The sequence below is a fragment of the Sedimentibacter hydroxybenzoicus DSM 7310 genome, from assembly GCF_013403245.1.
Lineage (GTDB): Bacteria > Bacillota > Clostridia > Tissierellales > Sedimentibacteraceae > Sedimentibacter > Sedimentibacter hydroxybenzoicus.
In genome coordinates this window covers 11804-30946 of sequence record NZ_JACBNQ010000004.1, presented here as the reverse complement: position 1 = coordinate 30946, position 19143 = coordinate 11804, and the positions used below count along the sequence as shown (strand labels likewise).

General features: G+C 35.4%; 19 protein-coding genes. 4 read left to right on the top strand and 15 right to left on the bottom strand.

Going from position 1 to position 19143, the window contains the following annotated elements; translation table 11 throughout:
- Positions 1–19 precede the first annotated feature (19 nt).
- The 3 genes from HZF24_RS05965 to HZF24_RS05955 all read right to left on the bottom strand — a co-directional run bounded on the left by HZF24_RS05965 (position 20) and on the right by HZF24_RS05955 (position 2683).
- On the bottom strand, positions 20–928 hold the full coding sequence (locus HZF24_RS05965) for a LysR family transcriptional regulator (protein ID WP_179237382.1): 909 nt from the start codon (positions 926–928) through the stop codon (positions 20–22).
- Positions 929–942: 14 nt separating this feature from the next.
- Positions 943–1932, bottom strand: a complete 990-nt coding sequence (locus tag HZF24_RS05960) for a lactate/malate family dehydrogenase (RefSeq protein ID WP_179237381.1) — start codon at positions 1930–1932, stop codon at positions 943–945.
- Between the two features lie 130 nt (positions 1933–2062).
- Positions 2063–2683: a hypothetical protein gene (locus HZF24_RS05955; RefSeq protein WP_179237380.1), complete on the bottom strand. Its 621-nt coding sequence runs from the start codon at positions 2681–2683 to the stop codon at positions 2063–2065.
- A gap of 272 nt (positions 2684–2955) precedes the next feature.
- Between HZF24_RS05955 and HZF24_RS05950 the strand changes: the two genes are divergently transcribed.
- Together HZF24_RS05950 and HZF24_RS05945 are read left to right on the top strand one after the other, a co-directional pair.
- Positions 2956–3171: a helix-turn-helix transcriptional regulator gene (locus tag HZF24_RS05950; RefSeq protein WP_179237379.1), complete on the top strand. Its 216-nt coding sequence runs from the start codon at positions 2956–2958 to the stop codon at positions 3169–3171.
- Complete coding sequence (locus HZF24_RS05945) at positions 3158–3604, top strand: hypothetical protein (protein ID WP_179237378.1); 447 nt, start codon at positions 3158–3160, stop codon at positions 3602–3604. Before HZF24_RS05950 ends, HZF24_RS05945 begins: the two co-directional genes overlap by 14 nt.
- A gap of 139 nt (positions 3605–3743) precedes the next feature.
- Here the strand turns inward: HZF24_RS05945 and HZF24_RS05940 are convergent, their stop codons facing one another.
- The 8 genes from HZF24_RS05940 to HZF24_RS05910 form a co-directional block, all read right to left on the bottom strand.
- Positions 3744–4766, bottom strand: coding sequence for a branched-chain amino acid aminotransferase (locus tag HZF24_RS05940; RefSeq protein WP_179237377.1), 1023 nt, complete (start codon positions 4764–4766; stop codon positions 3744–3746).
- Between the two features lie 209 nt (positions 4767–4975).
- The gene (locus HZF24_RS05935) at positions 4976–6166 is read right to left on the bottom strand and encodes an aminotransferase-like domain-containing protein (RefSeq protein ID WP_179237376.1); all 1191 of its coding nucleotides are present in this window, start codon (positions 6164–6166) and stop codon (positions 4976–4978) included.
- 105 nt (positions 6167–6271) lie between these two features.
- Entirely contained in the window at positions 6272–7462 is a 1191-nt protein-coding gene (locus HZF24_RS05930; RefSeq protein WP_179237375.1) for a glycine C-acetyltransferase, read from the bottom strand.
- 9 nt (positions 7463–7471) lie between these two features.
- Positions 7472–8506 carry an L-threonine 3-dehydrogenase gene (gene tdh / locus HZF24_RS05925; RefSeq protein WP_179237374.1) on the bottom strand — a complete coding sequence of 345 codons (1035 nt, stop codon included), beginning with the start codon at positions 8504–8506 and terminating at the stop codon, positions 7472–7474.
- Between the two features lies 1 nt (position 8507).
- Positions 8508–8633: a hypothetical protein gene (locus HZF24_RS19200; RefSeq protein ID WP_281372256.1), complete on the bottom strand. Its 126-nt coding sequence runs from the start codon at positions 8631–8633 to the stop codon at positions 8508–8510.
- Positions 8630–9319: a metallophosphoesterase gene (locus tag HZF24_RS05920; RefSeq protein ID WP_179237373.1), complete on the bottom strand. Its 690-nt coding sequence runs from the start codon at positions 9317–9319 to the stop codon at positions 8630–8632. Before HZF24_RS05920 ends, HZF24_RS19200 begins: the two co-directional genes overlap by 4 nt.
- Positions 9320–9365: 46 nt before the next feature.
- Entirely contained in the window at positions 9366–12080 is a 2715-nt protein-coding gene (locus tag HZF24_RS05915) for an ATP-binding protein (RefSeq protein ID WP_179237372.1), read from the bottom strand.
- A 1-nt stretch (position 12081) separates the two neighbouring features.
- Positions 12082–13173 carry a metallophosphoesterase family protein gene (locus HZF24_RS05910; protein ID WP_179237371.1) on the bottom strand — a complete coding sequence of 364 codons (1092 nt, stop codon included), beginning with the start codon at positions 13171–13173 and terminating at the stop codon, positions 12082–12084.
- Between the two features lie 478 nt (positions 13174–13651).
- On the opposite strand from HZF24_RS05910, the gene HZF24_RS05905 reads away from it, so the two are divergent.
- Positions 13652–14101, top strand: coding sequence for a helix-turn-helix domain-containing protein (locus HZF24_RS05905; RefSeq protein ID WP_179237370.1), 450 nt, complete (start codon positions 13652–13654; stop codon positions 14099–14101).
- A 92-nt stretch (positions 14102–14193) separates the two neighbouring features.
- Here HZF24_RS05905 and HZF24_RS05900 read toward each other — a convergent pair whose 3' ends face one another.
- Entirely contained in the window at positions 14194–14901 is a 708-nt protein-coding gene (locus tag HZF24_RS05900) for an HAD family hydrolase (protein WP_179237369.1), read from the bottom strand.
- Between the two features lie 124 nt (positions 14902–15025).
- Positions 15026–15715 (bottom strand): Crp/Fnr family transcriptional regulator, encoded by a 690-nt coding sequence (locus tag HZF24_RS05895; protein WP_179237368.1) that lies wholly within the window; start codon positions 15713–15715, stop codon positions 15026–15028.
- A gap of 180 nt (positions 15716–15895) precedes the next feature.
- Here HZF24_RS05895 and HZF24_RS05890 point away from each other — a divergent pair, with 180 nt between their 5' ends.
- Positions 15896–16600: an ATP-binding protein gene (locus HZF24_RS05890; protein WP_179237367.1), complete on the top strand. Its 705-nt coding sequence runs from the start codon at positions 15896–15898 to the stop codon at positions 16598–16600.
- Between the two features lie 56 nt (positions 16601–16656).
- Here HZF24_RS05890 and citG read toward each other — a convergent pair whose 3' ends face one another.
- Complete coding sequence (gene citG, locus HZF24_RS05885; RefSeq protein WP_179237366.1) at positions 16657–18021, bottom strand: triphosphoribosyl-dephospho-CoA synthase CitG; 1365 nt, start codon at positions 18019–18021, stop codon at positions 16657–16659.
- Between the two features lie 4 nt (positions 18022–18025).
- The gene (gene citC / locus HZF24_RS05880) at positions 18026–19054 is read right to left on the bottom strand and encodes a [citrate (pro-3S)-lyase] ligase (RefSeq protein ID WP_179237365.1); all 1029 of its coding nucleotides are present in this window, start codon (positions 19052–19054) and stop codon (positions 18026–18028) included.
- Between the last annotated feature and the right edge of the window lie 89 nt (positions 19055–19143).

The window sequence follows — 19143 nt, the reverse complement described above, 5'->3', positions numbered from 1 at the left end:
AACCTGTTATAGGTTTTTCCTATAACGCACTGTCCTTAAATTTCATCAATTCTACAACATATTTTTTACCTATATGGCTTAAGGTGGAGTTCTTTCTTGATACATAGCCGATTGTCATCAATTCTTCGGTAGCCAGCGGAACCGCCTTATAATCATAACCATTCAGCTCTTCACTGATAATTCCCGAACACAGCGTATATCCGTTGAGACCCCTCATGAGATTAAGCATGGTTGCCCTGTCATTTGCCTTAATTATTTTTTTGTATACGTTCGCGCTGAGAACTTCTTCGGCAAAATAAAACGAATTGTTTGCACCTTGGTCAAACGAAAGACATGTATATTCCTGCAAATCCTCCATAGATATAACCTCTTTTTTTGCCAAAGGGTTTCCCTCCCATAGATACACATATGTCTTGCAGTCAAACAGCTTCGTAAATTCAAGGTTGTTTTCGTCAAGTATTTTTGAAATAACCTTGCCGTTAAAATCATTCAGGTACAAGATTCCAAGCTCGCTCTTGAAATTCTTGACATTTTCTATTACCTCGTACGTCTTTGTTTCATGAACCGCAAACTCATATTCATCCATACCAAACTCTTTTACAGTCTCAACAAAAGCCTTCACAGCAAATGAATAATGCTGTGTTGAAACGCTGAATTTCTTTTTTATGTTACGTTTTTCAACATACTTATTATTAATAAGCTCATACTGCTCTGTCACCTGTCTTGCATAACCTAAAAACTCCTCACCCTCAGGTGTTATTGTAATACCTCGGTTAGTTCTTTTATATATGGCGATACCAATTTCATTTTCCAGCTCTCTGATTGAAGCAGACAGGCTGGGCTGAGAAATAAACAATGACTGAGCGGCCTTGTTCATGGAATTGCAGTCAGCTATTGCAATAGCATATCTTAATTGCTGTAATGTCACTTTAAGCCTCCTGTTTATTTCATAAATTCCGGACCTGTCCTTGCATCACGCATTGTTGTCTTGATATATGCAATGGATTCCTCCAACTTTCTTGTTTCCCATTCATTTAGTTCCACAGGGAGCTTCTTCAATACACCCTCACGTCCGATAATACATGGCATACTCAAAGCCACATCGCCGTCATGCCCGTACTGTCCTCTCAAAGTAATACACGTAGGGTAAGCACTTTTTTCATCCAGCAGCACTGCCCTTGCCATAGTAACAGCTGCCTGGGCAACACCTGCATTCGTCCAACCCTTGTTGTTGAGTACATTGTATGCCGAGTTCACAACAAGTGTCTTAACATTTTCAGGGTCACTGATTTCCTCAGTATTTTCGAAGTATTGTCCAAGACGATCATGAGGTATGCCCGCAACATTCAGGTGACTTAACACAGGAAATGCGGTAGCACCGTGCTCTCCCATCATAAATCCCGTAACAGATTTCGGATCGATGCCGCATACATCTGCTACTATTTTACGAAGACGGGCGGAATCAAGCATTGTTCCCGTTCCGAAAATACGTCCTGTCGGATACCCGAATTCATTTTCCGCAACATAAACCATCGTATCCAATGGATTCGTAATAAGAATTACTATTGCATCCTTGGTATAGCTTGTAATTCCCACCATCACCTCACGGATTACTTCGCAATTTGTCCTTGTAAGCAATGTGCGGTCCGGCTTTGCATTGGGATTATCCGGATCAGGTATAATGCTTGGTCCCGCAGCCACAATTATCACATCTGCATCGGCGCACTGTTCATACCCTCCGCTTTTTACCTCCACATTGTTCATATATGTCAATGCCGTAGACTGAGCCTGATCAAGAGCCTCCCCAAACGAAACATTTTTCAAAATATCAATCAAGCCTATTTCAGCAAACAATCCCATCTTCATCGCATCTGCCAGAACGCACGAGCCTACATGCCCCACTCCGACAATAACCAATTTATTTTTGTGCATAATTACCTCCCATTAATTTAAATTGAAACAATAATATCATATCTCCATTTCTATGGCAATATTTAATTCCCAACCGCTTGGGGACGGTCCTTTTTGGGCTAACATAGAATAAAACTTCTGAACTACCTTATTATTCAGAAGTTTTTGCGTTTTCCTTACTAAGCATTTTAACCCTATTAGATGATAAGTTACAAAGTTCAGCAATTCTATTTATAGTAATTAAGTTTAAATTAATTACTATTCGTGCAAGACGCTCTTTATGTGCATGGGTAAAATCTTTAGCATCTAATAGATTATTTTTAACCGCATATTGCTCTATTGTATTTTGAATAACTTTTTCAATATTAACTGATTCTTCTTCTATAGTATCAATATATATATTATTATCATACAAACTATGAAATTTAATAAATTCGTCAATATTTCCAAAAGAATTTAATATGTCATTTTTATATTTACAGCATATAATTTCAGGCTTTTCATTCATATATTCATTTATGCTGCTCCATTTATAAGTTAAAAAATCATTTGTTATATAAGCATTAACGGGATTATTATGAACATATCTCAAAGCACCATACAAATATTTTTCATTTTCAATTGCTTCACTTCTAAATCTGTTTTGAAAAACATATCCGTATCTTTCCTGAACCTTATTGTAGAACATGGCATATTTTACACATATCTTTTTCATTATTACCGCAAGATTGTCATCATTATCTTTTATGATTAAATGTAAATGATTATCCATAATTGTATTATTTTTATTATATCATATCTGAGCCGAGTGCAGCGCAAGCTCGCTTGCATTGCCGAGGCGATGGTATGATATATGCATTATATCATAATTGTCAATATTATCCACCAAAATTTTACATTAAATTCGAAAAGTCCCAAAAAGGACCGTCCCCAGACTGTTGAGTTTACAGGTTTTTGTATTTCTTGTAAAGGAAGCTTGACATAAGTGCGATGTATCGTTATAATAAAAATGTAAAGCAACCTTGTCAAAAGGAGGAAGCATTGTTGAAAAACAAAGTTGAGGAACTAAGAAAAAATTTAGGCATGAATCAAGAAGATTTCGCGAAAGCAATTAAAGTATCAAGACAAACGATCAGCTCAATCGAAACAGGAAAATACAATCCATCTTTGGAGCTGGCTTTTGTGATATCAGATTTTTTTGGAAAGAGTATTGAGGAAATTTTTATCCATGAAAGGAGTATGGAAAATGAAAAAAAATAATTTGTTAATAGGTATTATGTATGTAATCGTCGGTGTACTATTTTTTCTTGCAGCAACACTAACTGACAGCAAGTTAAGCAGTTTGCTTTTCGGTTTTGCCGGTGCGGGAATAGCTCCTGGCATTATGATGATTTACAGGTATTTTTATTGGAATAAGCCGGGTAACAAAGAACGCTATGCTGAGAGAATGGAAAATGAAAAAATTGAGCAGCATGACGAGCTGAAAGTAAAATTGAGAGATAAGTCAGGTCGTTATGCGTATATATTTGGTCTTGTGGCTGTCAGTATTTCAATAGTAGCATTTTCTGTATTGGGACAATTGGAAATCATTGATAATTCTCGCATAATAATTTTTTATTTGGGCGGATATTTAATACTTCAGTATATCATAGGTATTGTAATCTTTAATCGTCTGCTCAAAAAATATAAATAGGAATGGTGTGTTGTGGTCCGCTTGGGGACGGTCCTTTTTGGGCTAACATAAAATAAAACTCCTGAATCATTTTTAGATTCAAGAGTTTTTGATTTTTAACTGCTAAAGTCTCAAAAAGGACCGTCCCCTGAAGGTGGGTTTATTTGACTTTGTAAATCCATCCTTCAGGAGCTTTAACGTCTCCCATCTGGATGCCGTACAATGTATCGTACAATTTCTTTGTAACAGGTCCCACTTCAGTTTCACTGTGGAACACATGGAATTTGCCTTTATGCTCAATTCCTCCGATTGGAGTAATAACAGCTGCTGTTCCGCAAGCGCCTGCTTCAGCAAACATATCTAATTTATCAACATAAACGTCAGTTTCAATTGCTTCCATTCCTAAATAATCTTTAGCTACCTGCATTAAAGAAATTCTTGTTATACTTGGAAGAATTGAAGATGAATGAGGTGTTATAAACTTATTATCTTTAGTAACACCAAAGAAGTTTGCAGCACCAACTTCATCTATCTTCGTATGAGTTGAAGGGTCAAGATATATACAATCAGCAAATCCTTTGTCTACTGCTTCCTTATGTGACAATAAGCTTGCAGCGTAGTTACCGCCAACTTTTGCCTTACCTGTGCCGTTGGGTGCAGCTCTGTCAGCATCAGTCGTAATAAAGTTAACAGGAGTCATACCTCCTTTAAAATATGGTCCTACAGGCATACAGAATACTCCAAATATATATTCAGGAGCAGGTCTAACTCCAATGTTTTCCCCTACGCCTATAACGAATGGTCTTAAATATAATGTTGCACCAGAGCCATATGGCGGTACCCAAGCTTCGTTAGCTTTTACTACCTGCATACAAGCATCTATGAATTTTTCTACGGGTACTTCAGGCATCAATACTTTTGCACAGCTTTTTTGCATACGCTTAGCATTTTCATCGGGTCTGAATAACTGGATTCCTCCATCTTTAGTACTGTACGCTTTTAAACCTTCAAAACATTCTTGTCCGTAATGTAAACAAGTTGAACCTTCATTAATAGGAATCATATTATCTTCTACAAGCTGACCATCATCCCACTTACCGTCTTTCCAGCGTGATATGTATCTTTTGTCGGTTTTAATGTAGCTAAATCCTAATTCAGACCATTTAATGTCTTTCTTTTGCATTTGAACCTCCTAAATAATATATTTTTCACAATAATAGTATAACCTTTTTATATTTTTTTTGCAAGTGATACTGTATTGCGAAATTTTTTTAAATAATAATTGAAAGGTCTCATCGATTGATTAAGACCTCTTTTCTGATAAAAATATATTTCAGGTACTGTCATTCCGAGCGTCAGCGAGGAATCTCAGGCAGGATGACTAATCCGAGATTATTTTTCGTAATACTTATTCAAGACTTTTCCGATTCTCTTTACACCTTCAATTATCTTATCATCAGGCATACAAGAATAGTTTACTCTGAAGAAATTTTTTCTGCCGCTTGTTGGAAAGAAAGGTTCGCCGGGTACATAAGCAACATTTTCTTTTATACATTCTTCCATTATTTTAGCTGCATCCAAATCATCTCTCAATTCAACCCAAGCAAAAAGTCCTCCATACGGATTTGTATGTTTCACTTCGGCAGGGAAATATTTATCCATGCATTCAAGCATTAAATTTCTGCGCTTACCGTATACTTCTCTTATTTTCAATATATGATCATTAAGATCATATTTCTGCATAAATGCTGCTGCAATCCTTTGATCTAAAGAACTTGACTGAAGATCCGCACCTTGCTTGATAATTATGTACTTATCCAGTATTTTAGGTGATGCACAAACCCATCCAAGTCTCATTCCGGGTGCAAAAATCTTAGAAAAAGTACCTAAAAATACAACCCATCCTTCTTTATCGTAGCTTTTTATTGCCGGGTGTACAGTACCTTCGAAAATCAATTCACCGTACGGATTATCCTCAATTACAGGTATTTTATATTCTGCCGCCAGTTCAGCTATCCTTTTTCTTCTGTCGTCAGGCATTGTTTTTCCTGTCGGATTCTGAAAATCAGGAATGGTATAAATCATTTTAGCATTGGGATTTTCCTTTAACGCCTTCTCTAATTCAGAAATAATTATTCCTTCGTCATCCATTTCTACTTCAATAAATTTCGGCTCATATGCAGCAAATGCATTGATTGCGCCGAGATAACTGGGACTTTCACATATTACTACATCACCCTTATTCAGGAATAATTTAGCGGAAAACTCAAGACCTTGTTGTGATCCTGTAGTTATAAGAATATCATCGGCAGTTAAATCCATTTGTGCGGTTGACATTCTTTGTTTAGCCACTATCTCTCTAAGGGGTCTGTATCCTTCTGTAGGACCATACTGCAATGCAGATGTTCCTTCCTTCTCCATAACCTCCGAAAAAATTTCCTTAACCTTCTCAACAGGAAATAATTCCGGTGCCGGGAGTCCGCCTGCAAAAGATATAACCTCCGGCATTTCAGTAAGCTTTAAAAGCTCTCTAATTGCTGATGCTTTCAATCCGTTTGCTCTGTCAGAAAATTTTATATCCATGTTGTCCTCCTATCAACTAAATTGTTTCAGATAGTATAACCCTTGTAACAATTTATTGCAAGAAAAAAACAAAAAACATTTTTCTACAAAATATTGCCCGGGCAATTATAGCCCTAATTCCTCTTTCACTTCTTTGAAGGCATTAATTGCAAACTCTAAATCTTCTCTTGAATGAGCCGCTGATATCTGGGTTCTTATTCTGGCTTTTCCCTTTGGAACTACAGGGAAATAGAATCCGATTACGTATACACCTTTTTCCAAAAGCTTTTCTGCCATTTTTTGCGATAATACAGCATCACCAAGCATAATAGGTACTATAGGATGCTCGCTTTCTATAATGGTAAGACCTATTTTCTTAATTTCTTCTCTGAAGTATTTTGTATTTTCTTCTAATTTGTCTCTGTATTTTGTACTTCCTTCAAGCATTTCAAGTACCTTAATTGAAGCACCCGCTATAGCCGGAGCCAATGTGTTTGAGAACAGATAAGGCCTTGAACGCTGTCTCAATAAATCTATTATTTCTTTTCTTCCGCTTGTATAGCCGCCGCTTGCACCGCCTAACGCCTTGCCTAATGTTCCTGTGATTATATCGACTCTGTCCATTACGTTTCTGTATTCGTGTGTTCCTCTGCCCGTCTTTCCGACAAAACCAACAGCATGACTGTCATCAACCATAACAAGCGCATTATATTTATCAGCCAGATCACAGATACCTTCTAAATTTGCAATTATACCATCCATGGAAAATACGCCGTCTGTTGCGATTATTTTAATTCTTGCGCCTTCTTTATCAGCTAAAATTAACTGTTCCTCCAATGCGTCCATATCATTATTTTTATATCTGTATTTTTTTGCCTTGGCCAATCTTACACCGTCGATGATGCTTGCATGATTTAATTCATCGCTTATGATTGCATCATTTTCGGTTGTAATAGTCTCAAACAAGCCGCCATTTGCATCAAATGCCGATGAATATAAAATAGTATCCTCCGTATGCAAAAATTCACTCAGCTTTTGTTCAAGCTGCTTATGAATTTCTTGGGTTCCGCAGATAAATCTAACGGATGAAAGACCGTATCCCCACATGTTATAAGCTTTTTTAGCAGCTTCTATAACATCTGCATTATCTGATAAGCCTAAGTAGTTATTAGCGCACATATTCAGTACACCGTTAACCATGGTTGTATTAATCCTGCTTCCTTGGGGAGTAGTAATTATTCTCTCATTTTTCCAAAGGCCGCTTTCCTTGATTTCCTCTAATATATCTTCATAAATATGTTTAGAATTTTCGTACATTTTAACCTCCTATTTCCTGGTAGTCCAATCCAATATTACTTTCCCGGATTTTCCGCTTATCATTGCCTCAAATCCATTTTCAAATTCAGTATAGTGATATCTGTGGGTTATAACCGGTGTGATATCGAGACCTGCTTGTATCATCGCCTGCATTTTATACCATGTTTCAAACATTTCTCTTCCGTATATTCCTTTGATAAACAGACCGTTAAAAACCACCTTGTTCCAATCGATTCGGGTATCTGGATCCTGTATACCCAACATTGCAATTTTGCCGCCGTGAGACATGTGATTAATCATGTCGTTAAAAGCAATACCATTGCCGGACATTTCCATGCCTACGTCAAAGCCTTCTTTCATTCCTAATTCATTCATTACTTCCTTTAAGGATTCCCGTTTTGTGTTTACTGTTCTAAAATTACCTATTTTTTTTGCAAGCTCTAATCTGTAATCATTAATATCGGTAATAACTACATACCTTGCTCCTGAAAATTCGGCAATTGCCGCTGCCATAATACCTATGGGGCCTGCTCCCGTTATAAGGACATCTTCTCCCAGAACATCAAAAGACAGTGCTGTGTGCGCTGCATTTCCATACGGGTCAAAAATACTGTATAGCTCTTCCGGCAATGACTTGTCGCAAAGCCAGATGTTTGAAACAGGAAGTGCCACATATTCGGAAAATATACCTGTTCTGTTTACACCGACACCTTTAGTGTCTTTGCATAGATGTCTTCTTCCGGCAAGACAATTTCTGCATTTTCCGCATACTATGTGTCCTTCACCCGATACTAAGTCTCCTATATGCAAATCCTTAACGCCTTTTCCCAACTCCACAATCTCCCCCACAAATTCGTGTCCGATGGTCATAGGAACAGGAATGGTTTCTTGAGCCCATTTATTCCAGTCGTAAATATGTACATCGGTACCGCATATGGAGGTTTTTCGAATTTTGATTAAAACTTCTCCCTCCTGGGGAACGGGTACATCCACTTGTTCAAGCCACAATCCGGGCTCCTTGTATTTCTTTACTAATGCATCCATTTTAGCCAATAATATCACCATCCTTAGTATGAAAAACGTTTCCCTTAAAAATATGATACTTTATTACTGTTTCTGTGTCAAGAGCCAACTGCACATAATGTTCATATTTCATATACAATTTTCTCACTGTATCCTCTTCGGCTTAAAATCCATATAATCGCTTGAAACACAATGAACCTGTACCTGGTCAATCAAGCCTTCTTTAACATTTTTATGTCCGTCTTCACCATGAAGGTGTCCGTATATACAAATGTCCGCTTGAAACTCCTTCAACATCTGAAAAAATTCATTAGGTAATCCTATAGAGTTAAAGGGAGGATAGTGAAGCATCACTATTATTTTGCCGCCTTTTTTCCCGGCACATTCAAGAGAAATTTTCAGCCTGTTCAATTCTCTCAAATAAATTTTTTCATTTGATTTAGCATCCGCATGCTCCTCCATGGTATCCCATCCTCTTGTTCCGCACACAGATACGCCATCAAACTCATAGCTGTTATTTTTCAAGAACTTGATTGTCTTCAGATTAAGCTTATCTAATTTGCTGGATGTTGACCACCAATAGTCATGATTTCCCTTTCCTATAATTTTAATACCGGGAAGTTCGTCGATTCTAAGCAAATCCTCAATCGCCTCATTAAGCTTAACAGCCCATGAAATATCTCCGGGAATTAAAACCAGGTCGTCCTCACCTACGACTTTTTTCCAATTTTCTATTATTTTTTCTTCATGGTTTATCCAATTGTCTCCGAATACATTCATAGGTTTCTCTTTTTGACTGTCAAAATGCAAATCGGCTATAGCAAATATTTTCATAAGTCTTCCTTCTTATATGTTAATCCAATGGGCTGTTGAAAACAGCTTATAATTTGATGTAATTAAATTTAATGTTTAAGCTTTTAGCAAGCTCCGCTTCCCTTTCCTGGCAGGTAAATAATATAATCTGCCTTCTTTCACTTTCCTTTGACAGCATTTCCAATGAATTTCTTAACCTTTTACCATCATACTGTACAAAGCTGTCATCGAAAATTAACGGTATATTTTGATTTCCGCTCAGTATGCTGCCAAGCCCTATCCTTAAAGACAAATAAAGCTGATCTAACGTACCTCCGCTTAAGCTTTCCAATTCAATATTTCGTTGCTTGTTGGCTTCTTCCGCAACCGTAATATTCATGTCCTCATCTATTATAACGTCGCTGTACCTTCCGCTTGTAAGATATGAAAAATTGTCGCTTATTGATTTTTTCAGAAGCGGCATAAAATCACCTTTTATAGAATCAGATATTTTTCTGATTTTCTCTGATGTAATTTCAGCAACCTTTATTTTATTTTTGAATGCAAAAGTTTTATTTTCATAAAAATCTATTTCTTCTTCTATTTCAGCCAATGTTCTTGTACTGTCTTCTATTTCCTGGATTTCTTTTAAAATATTATTTATGTTTTCCGTCAACCTTGCTTTTTCTTCGTTCAACTTATAAATTTTTAAGCTGTATTCCTGCTTATCCACAGGCTTAACATCATAAAGCTTGAATTTGCTTAATCTTTGAGTCAATTCGTCAAAATTATATTCTCCTAAAATATTTTGAAGCATATTTTTTTTGTAATTTATGTTATTGGTAAGCTCTGTGTATTCTTTATTTATTTCAACCGACCTCTTAAAGCTGTCCAGATCATCGAAACCGTTGCTCTTCAGGATCATATTTAATCTTTTTTCTTCAAAGCTTATTTCCTTGTCTAATTTAGAGATTTCATTTTTTAACAGCTCAATGTCCTTATTTAATTTGTAAATCTGCTCCTTAACCGCATCTTTTCTCATGTATGCTTCGTTTGCCGCATTGATATTTTCATCGCTAATTCTGTCCAAATTCAGAGATAGCATACTATTGCGCAAATTATTTATTATTTTATCGTTTTCATTTATTAAAGCATCCAGGGAACTTTCATCATAATGAATAAGCTTTGATTTTTCTTCATACATCTTTTTTTCATTCATCATTTTGTTGAACTTTTCCGCCATTTCATCAAAGCTTTCACAACCTGATTCTTTTATTATTTCATCCTTTGAATTGTTCAGGTTTCTTAAATTGATTGTGTGGTCCGCAAACTCGCACTCCATACTTTCAATTTCATTTTTCGCACTCTTTGCTTTTGTTAAAAGAGGCTTTATTATTGCTAAAATCACAATGCTTGTTAAAGCGGTTATGGAGCCGGCTATTATATTTTCTGTCCAAGGACCCTGATAATATCTGTTTATATAATCAGTAATCAATAATTTATACCACCATGCTCCAAGGGTTGCTACGCCACCTATCATTACCCATAAAAAAGCACTTAAAACTTGAGTTCTTTTGAAGCTCTTCATTTTATTATAATTTTTATCATCCAAGAAAATATTTACCGCTTCCGTCTTTCTGTTTATATCTTCTACATCGGTATAGCTGTCAATAAATTTATTTATTTCAATTATGTCTGTATTCTTGATATTTTCTTGCCCTGCAGCTATTTTATCTTTCAGTTCATTAATTTTTGCATTGTTTTCTTTATATATGCTGTAATCGGAATTTATCCTGTCAATATCAAATTCGCTGCCTATTTTGTTGCTTATATCATTTGTTGAACCGAAAAGGTCATCCTCTTTTTCTTCTGCTTCATCAGAAAGTATTCTGATTTGCTTATACATCGATTTTAGAGTATTTTCGATATCTACGGCCCCTTTAAAATCACTCTCTGAATATTCAATAATAACTTCTTTCTTATAATTTAAGAGTTTATTGTTAAGCTCCTCTAATTCCTTTTTAATCGGTTCTGCTTTCAATAATATTTCTTTTTCTTTAGAATATTCGTAATCCGACAGCTCTTTTTTCAACTCATCTATTCTTACGTTTATTTCATGTATTTTATTCTTAACTTTTTTCTTTTCCATTGCTAAAAACATTACTTGTCTTTTTGCATTTACAGAATTTTCCCTTGTCTCATTCAACTCTTTAAGGCGTAAGGAATATTGCCCTAAAAGGGATTTGCCGTCATTTTCGTTTCCGGCTTCTTCCTTTATGCTGTTTAATCTTTGAAATATTCTGTCTATTGAAATTGATTCATCGCGAGTCCTGCTAAGGTTTACAATTTTATTTTTAAGCTCCTTCGCAAGCTCTTTTTCGGTTTTATTTCCAAGCTGCTTAACGCTTACCGTATTGCTGAAAGAAATTTTGTTCATATTAAAAAAGTGCTCGCCCGGATTTAATATTTCCTCTTCTCTTGCCTCATGTTCTTGAGATAAATTGAAGAAAGCCTGAGATGTTCCCAGCAAGAAATCCTTTGATATCAGATATCTTTCATCATTTGCGTCTTTTAAGCTTAGAGTACCTTTGTACAGATTACTGTTCCATGGCTTATATTTATTAAACCTAAGCTCTCCGTCTTCCGTGTCATCAAATCCGTAAAGCATTGCTTCCATAAAATTATGCACGGTACTTTTTCCGGCTTCGTTTTCTCCGTAAACTATATTGAGTTTATTGTCAAAGTATATTTTTTTATGTATGAATTTGCCGAAGCTTCTCAAATGTAATTTGCTGATATACATATTATTTTACCACCTTTTCTTTACGGAGAACTTCAAGACCTAGTTTAAATGCCTGTTGTTCAAGTTTGTCCTGATTGTTTTCAAATTGGAGCTTGTAGCTTTCAATTATGTTGAAATCATTGTGGTCGTAAACTTTATCCTCTGAATTCATATACGAATAATTTTCTTCAAATTCAATATAGTAAAAAAATTGCTTTGCTTCATTTTCAATTTCTTCCATGGACACATCCGTATTTACTTTACCGTTTAAATTAATCCTTACATAATCCTTGATATTGGAGAAGGTATCTCCTGAGAATTTGATAAGGTCAAGAATTTTATTAAAGCTGTAGCTTATTTCTAAATCTATATTGCGGGTTATGAATTTTCTTTTTGCCAAATTCAAAAACGTATATTCCACGTATTTTTTACCCAATGCTCCGATAATGATACCATGTTCATTGCCTTCTTTAAAATCAAGCGGCTCGGGAGTACCTGAATATACTATATGTCTTTGTATTTTTTCAAAATTATGCCTGCTGCCTAAGGCGCAATAATCAAATTTATTTTTTATTAAATCTACATTAACAGGCAGCTTGTCTGATTCTGAATTAATATCGCAGTATAAAAGCAATACATTTATTTTGCTGTCATCAACAGAAATATCATAAATTGCCTGTGCTTTATTGTTTCCAATTCCATTATCCCAGCTCATTGCATGTACGCATAGGTTGTCATCAGGAAAATTCAATTTTTCAACATAATCCGTATTCTTAACAACATATACATTTTGCGGCCATTCTATATATTCATAAAGGCTGTTTATATTGTAAGGGTCGCTTTTACCGCACGCTATTACTACTCTCGTATCGGGTATGGCTTTAAATTTCTGAGCCACTTTAATCAATGTATTAAAATTAATATATTCAATTTCAGTTAAATCACCTGCAATAAAAAGGTATCGGATTTCTTCTTTTTTTGCCGTCTTAATTATTTCATCGAAGGTATCCCATATTTCTTGTCTTCTTTTTTCACTCTCTTTCAAGCTGAAATTTTTTATATCAAATTTCTTATCCAAATGTATATCCGATGTATGTATAAACTTTATACTCATAAACGCTCCCCTAAGCTAAAAAACAATGATTTTTATTTTTTATTGTATCATATAATGGGTTTTCCTTCAATATTAAATGATATCACAATTTGCATCTTTAAAATTTTTTTGACAAAGACAACAATCGACATAATTTAATCCTTGACATATTTTTAAAGTATTTAATATCTTTGGTTATAATAAAAAAGAAACCCCTTTTGGAGATAGCTCCACGCGAAAGAATTCTATCTTTTCGCAAAAACAGGATTTGCGAAAGGATGCATAAATAAAGCAAACGAGATGGGCAATGTAATACTGGCTGCCTTCAATGAAATTGTAAATGCGATATAACAAGGTGGAAATAATCCAAAAAGGACCGTCCCCAAAACGACTGCGGTGTTAAGAAAACGGGCATAAATGTAAAATTACGTTGGTAGATTTTTGCCCATATAACACTTATACTTGATTTACATTCAAATAAGCGGAGGAGGCAGTAACTATGAGTTTAGGAAACAGTTTATTTAGTGCCCGTAAAAAAAGCAGCTTATCGCAGGAAGAAGTTGCGGAAAAACTTGGTGTAAGCAGACAAACTATTTCTAAATGGGAGCTTGATGAAACGCTTCCGGATATACGCCAGTCAAAGGAATTGTCTACGCTGTATCATATTACTTTGGACGAGTTAGTTAACTTCGACATTGAAGTAAAAGAAATTGAAGAAGCTATCGAAAAGACAAGCGAAGAAACTCGAAAGAAAGTTGATTGGATAAAAATGTGGGGCAAAAAATACCCGATTTTGACAACATATCAGCAGGAAGTAAAGATTGATGCATATGTCACAAAACTACAAGGAATGCTTGCTCATTTGAAACAGGAGTATGGGTATAGTGACGAAGAATCCTTTTTGGTATTAAAAGATATCTTTGCACAAATTTGGAATACAAAATTCTAAAAAGCACACGTCCATTTTATAGCAAAATCAGCGTGAACAGTACAGAGAGAGGACCGGTCAGCGCAGTCAGCAAGAACCGTCCTCTTTGTCTTTTATAGGAGTGCTTTCAGCACTTCTTCGATGGTTCCGTGAGCGAATTGGTTTATATCGTAATTGTTTTTATTTTCAAGATTGTTAGTCACCAATCCGGCTTTTATACCTATTTTTTCGCAAATCATGTCCTCAAGTGTATTGTTCCCAATCATGATGCACTCCTCGGCCTTCTTGTTAAGCTTTGATAAAATATCCTGAAAATATTCCACACTTGGCTTACAATATCTACAGTTATCAAATGTCGTAACAAGAGAAAAGTCCTCCGGTGACAGTTGAATCCATGCAAGTCTTGTGGCAACAGCTTCTATGGGAAACATGGGATTTGTGGCCAGAACCAGAGTGTATCCTCTCTCCCTCAGATTGTCTATCATCTCTCTTCGACTTATTCTTTCAGTCACAATTTCTTTCACTTCGTCGAATTCATTTTTATAAAAATCTAAAAACATATCCATCAATTGCTCTCTGTCTACATTAAGCAATCTTTCGAATATTTCCCAAAAAGCCTCAGCATTTGTTCTCGTCCCATCATTGTCGATCATAGCCTCCATCCCTGCCATAATTGCCTTAACAAAGGCATCCTTCTCAAAGCCCATGGGAAGAATCCTTGCCGCAAGACGGCTGAAGTAGCTCTTAATAAATTCATCCTGATAAATCGGAAGCAGTGTACCGTCTAAGTCAAATAATATCGTATTTATCTTTTCTTTCATTTTTGTCTCTCTTTCTTATTAAATCAAGCATGTATCGCATGAAATTTACATCTTGCATAGCTTGTACATAATTTCAAAAATATGTTATTAAAATTGTAACATACTTCTTTAAATTATTGTACCATTAATCAGCCAATTCTTTCAGTCTTTCAATATTTTTTATTTTTACAGTGGAGCGGTATACATCTATAATTCCTTCTTGCTGCATGTTTGACAATTCTCTTGAAAGGGAAGGTCTTTTAACGTTTAAAAATTCGGCTAATTCTTGTCTTTTCATGGGCATGTCAAAAATAATTGAATTTGTTTTTTTGTGAAGTGATAACAAGTACACCGAAATTCGGCCCTTTAGGGTTTCAGCATTTAAAATATTCATTTTATTGTTAAGCATTACAATTTTATCCGACAATATCGCAAGCATGTTGCCTATAAGTGTTTTATGAAAATCACAGTTTTCCCTGCACATTGTAAAAAATATACTGTGGGGAATAATTAACGCCTTGCTGTTACCTGAGCTCACCAAGTCATAGGGTGACTCCTGAAGAGTGGAAAATGCTAATGCTTCACCGAATAAATCATTTTTCTCCAAGGTTGTTACTATAACCCTCGTACCGTTATACTTTTGAGATACTAAATTAAGCTGACCTTCTATAACTATCCCCATCTTTTTTATTTTATCATCTTTTTCAAAAATCACCTGGTTGTCATGAAAATCCAAAACTACTGCTTTACTGCAATTCAGAACCATTTTTATTTCATCAATAGTCATATTTGCAAACAGCATATTTTCTTTTATTAAATCTATTATATTTCCCATACCTACCTCATAACAAAAATTATCGATATGTTTTCTGTGCATACTACTCGGAATGACAAGAAATGTACATTATCGGTACATTCATATCAATGATACTGCGTAACATTTGTTACATACAATCTGTTTTAATTTTATTATAATTTTTTTCAAAAGTAAAGTGCTATTTTGAAAGGGGAAAAAATGAAAAGAAAAATCGTTAAGATACACGAAGATAGATGTAACGGATGCGGGCTGTGCGTTAATGCCTGTCATGAAGGTGCATTGGAAATTATAAACGGAAAAGCGGTTCTTCTTTCTGATGTATATTGCGACGGACTTGGAGATTGCCTCCCGAATTGTCCCGTTGATGCAATAGAGATAATCGAAAGAGAAGCAGAGGAATTTGACAAGGAATTGGTAGAAAGAAGAATGGAAGAAAGAAAGCAGAATAAAGAAGCTCATAGCTTTGGCTGTCCGGGACAACGTGCGAAGGAAATTGTGCACAAAAAAGTCGAAGTAAAGGAAGAAATCGTATTGAACAGCGAATTAAGACAATGGCCGGTACAACTTAAATTGGTTTCTCCTATGGCTCAGTATTTCAATGGATCACACATACTTGTTGCCGCTGATTGCACAGCATATGCATATGCGAATATTCATAATGATTTCATGAGGGGTAAAATAACCTTAATCGGATGTCCTAAGCTGGATGATGCGGATTATTCCGAAAAATTAACGGAAATATTGAAGCATAACGATGTTAAAAGCTTAACAGTATTAAGAATGGAAGTTCCTTGCTGTTCAGGCATAGTAAATGCCGTAAAAAAAGCAATTATTAATTCGGGTAAGCTAATACCATGGGGATACAAGGTTATCTCAACAGATGGCAGCTTGTTAGACTCATAGCAGAGTATTATTCTTATATAAAGAGATGATTCTCCAAACATACAGGATCATCTCTTTTAATTTTCCAGAAAATACAGCATTAAGGTTATTGCCAATAAATCAGCGCATCCTCCGGGACTTAAATTCTTTCCAATAAACTGATTGTCTAAATCCATTATTTCACCGATGCTTATATTTTCAATTCCTCTTTCATTGATTAAATTATTTGTCTGAAGCTGCACTTCCCTTAGTATTTCTATGCTTGAGCGTGCAATTATATTTGTGTCCTTTACATTTGCAATTAAATTCAGCAAAGTCAATGAGCATGCATGGTTTAAGGAATAACCTTTTTCAATTAATTCCTTTAATATGGGAAGACCATAATTTTTAACCGATGCAAATCCGCTTGCTGCTTCACCTCTGATGCCTGTTATACCGTAGGTCGCATACAGCTTTTCACCGAATGTTCTGGCACTTTCTTTCGTCTTTCCGTTAAAGTCATTATTTATTTCCAATGTCATTTCTCTTGAAGTTTTAAGAATATTATCAGTATTAACAGCTTCTTCATTTTTATATAAATACCCTGCCGAAGCACATATAATTCCTAATGAAAAAATCAGACCTTTATGAGTATTAATATTGTTTGTTGCCGTAAACATACGATCCTCAGCCAGAATTCCCAGGTATCTGATTCTTTCAAATACTGCTTTAGGCTTTTCACTGTGGAACTTAATTCCCGATAATACTATATCCCTGAAGTATGGAATTAAAGCGGTTGCACTGTCAATAAAGGTGTAAATATCCATATCCTTGTGAGAGCCGTTATTATTTCTGTCCACAAGACCCGGCTTGGGTGTGATGCACACCTCATATAAAAGAGCACGACCGGCACATGCAGCACAATTATCGGCAAATTGTTTTTCAAAATAATTCTCCATTATTTCAATAACCTTTTTTTGCAGTTCCTCCAGGGAATGCTTTCTGCTTCTTGAACACACATGTCCGATATCATCACATAATAAGCAGCTTCTTTCAGTAATATTTAAATCACTTCTTGAAATTTTATTTCCTTCACCGTCTATTACATCAATATCAAAAATTCTTCCTAATGCGCATGAATTTTCTATGTCCATCATCAATCTTTTAACTGTTATCGGCTGCTCTTTAACGACAAAATAGCTTTCGCATCCCGTCTTTGCGCTATTGGAAGTCTGATAAATAATAGATATGCCCTGTCTGTTCAAAGCCTTTGTAATCAGTTTAACCGCTTCATCATGTGCTTTCAGGCTTAATGGAAATACCTTTATATTTCCCGGAATATTGAGCGTAAATGATATAAGAGTTACCTTATATCTCTCAATTATTTCTCTTTGCACAGCAACTCTTTTTTCTCTTGCATCAAGCATATCACTTAAAGTGACTTCCACATTTAAATCATTCAAATTGTTAACTCCTTAGCTTTTCTTTAATCTTATTTCCTTCATCTGATATTAAAAAATCATAGGTTATCTCAGGCACCATGCTTTTAATTTTTTCATAGTCACCTTCAACTAAAAGTTTTCTCACCAATGATGCGCTGATTGCCGCATCATTTGCTTCAAGTCGGTTAATTTCAATAACATCTATATCGTATTCATTCAAAACTTTCTTCATTTCCAGATTATATTCTGCTGTCACTTTGTCGAAAGGCTCTGTTCCTACAAAACGCTTCTTAATATTTAAAATCCCCGCAAAATATTCGCAAAATATTTTTAAATCCAATAAACAATTTATATTGCCTGCCTTGAACTTGTCCTTTATAAAATATGTCGGAAATGTGGCTGTTGAAATCAGATAATCCGAAGTTGGATGCACGACCACATTATTTAAGTGACTGACTCCCTTATTAACCAGCTCATACCTTATATCTGAAGGAAATATGCTCTTATCCTCAGATACTACGAACAAATGCAGAAATTCGCATTGCTTTGACGCCGTTTCTATCAAATAAAGATGTCCGTTGGTAAAGGGGTTGCAATTTAAGACTATTGCTCCTGTATCTTCATACGCACATTGGGGTTTCAGAGAATTAGCATAATCTAAAATACCGTTCTTTACATTTTCCATTAAGACAGCATCTTCAGTTTCTGCAATAACATAAAAACCTAAATCAATGAAAATATTTATATTGTCCGGCTTTGTAAATAAAAACAAATGGCTGTGTCCCTTTGATATTGCATGAGAAATCAATATCGTTACTATTTTTGCGGCTAAGCCTTCGCCTTGAAAGGAACACGATACGGCTATACATTTCAATATCTTTCCTTCTAATGACCCGGTTGCAGCAATTTTTCCCCTTGAATCAACAAGATTAACGGTAAATTCTATGCCTTCATCATATGTCAACTGTTCCTCATTAAGAAATTCAATTAATTTCTCCAGTTTTTTTCCTTTCATCGGGTAGCCGTATTCTTCATAAAAAACTTCATAGCTCATTTAATCACCCTTTAACTTCAATTCTGAAATACTCCGGGGACATTCCTCTGAGCCCGCTCCAAAGGCTTTCTCTTCTCAGAGGTGTGTCC

What these genes read in the sequence shown, in the direction of transcription:
- HZF24_RS05960 (WP_179237381.1), bottom strand. Translation starts at nt 1,932, where the DNA reads ATGCACAAAAATAAATTGGTTATTGTCGGAGTGGGGCATGTAGGCTCG.
- HZF24_RS05955 (WP_179237380.1), bottom strand. Translation starts at nt 2,683, where the DNA reads ATGGATAATCATTTACATTTAATCATAAAAGATAATGATGACAATCTT.
- HZF24_RS05945 (WP_179237378.1), top strand. Translation starts at nt 3,158, where the DNA reads ATGAAAAAAAATAATTTGTTAATAGGTATTATGTATGTAATCGTCGGT.
- HZF24_RS05940 (WP_179237377.1), bottom strand. Translation starts at nt 4,766, where the DNA reads ATGCAAAAGAAAGACATTAAATGGTCTGAATTAGGATTTAGCTACATT.
- HZF24_RS05935 (WP_179237376.1), bottom strand. Translation starts at nt 6,166, where the DNA reads ATGGATATAAAATTTTCTGACAGAGCAAACGGATTGAAAGCATCAGCA.
- HZF24_RS05930 (WP_179237375.1), bottom strand. Translation starts at nt 7,462, where the DNA reads ATGTACGAAAATTCTAAACATATTTATGAAGATATATTAGAGGAAATC.
- tdh (WP_179237374.1), bottom strand. Translation starts at nt 8,506, where the DNA reads ATGGATGCATTAGTAAAGAAATACAAGGAGCCCGGATTGTGGCTTGAA.
- HZF24_RS05920 (WP_179237373.1), bottom strand. Translation starts at nt 9,319, where the DNA reads ATGAAAATATTTGCTATAGCCGATTTGCATTTTGACAGTCAAAAAGAG.
- HZF24_RS05915 (WP_179237372.1), bottom strand. Translation starts at nt 12,080, where the DNA reads ATGTATATCAGCAAATTACATTTGAGAAGCTTCGGCAAATTCATACAT.
- HZF24_RS05910 (WP_179237371.1), bottom strand. Translation starts at nt 13,173, where the DNA reads ATGAGTATAAAGTTTATACATACATCGGATATACATTTGGATAAGAAA.
- HZF24_RS05905 (WP_179237370.1), top strand. Translation starts at nt 13,652, where the DNA reads ATGAGTTTAGGAAACAGTTTATTTAGTGCCCGTAAAAAAAGCAGCTTA.
- HZF24_RS05900 (WP_179237369.1), bottom strand. Translation starts at nt 14,901, where the DNA reads ATGAAAGAAAAGATAAATACGATATTATTTGACTTAGACGGTACACTG.
- HZF24_RS05895 (WP_179237368.1), bottom strand. Translation starts at nt 15,715, where the DNA reads ATGGGAAATATAATAGATTTAATAAAAGAAAATATGCTGTTTGCAAAT.
- HZF24_RS05890 (WP_179237367.1), top strand. Translation starts at nt 15,896, where the DNA reads ATGAAAAGAAAAATCGTTAAGATACACGAAGATAGATGTAACGGATGC.
- citC (WP_179237365.1), bottom strand. Translation starts at nt 19,054, where the DNA reads ATGAGCTATGAAGTTTTTTATGAAGAATACGGCTACCCGATGAAAGGA.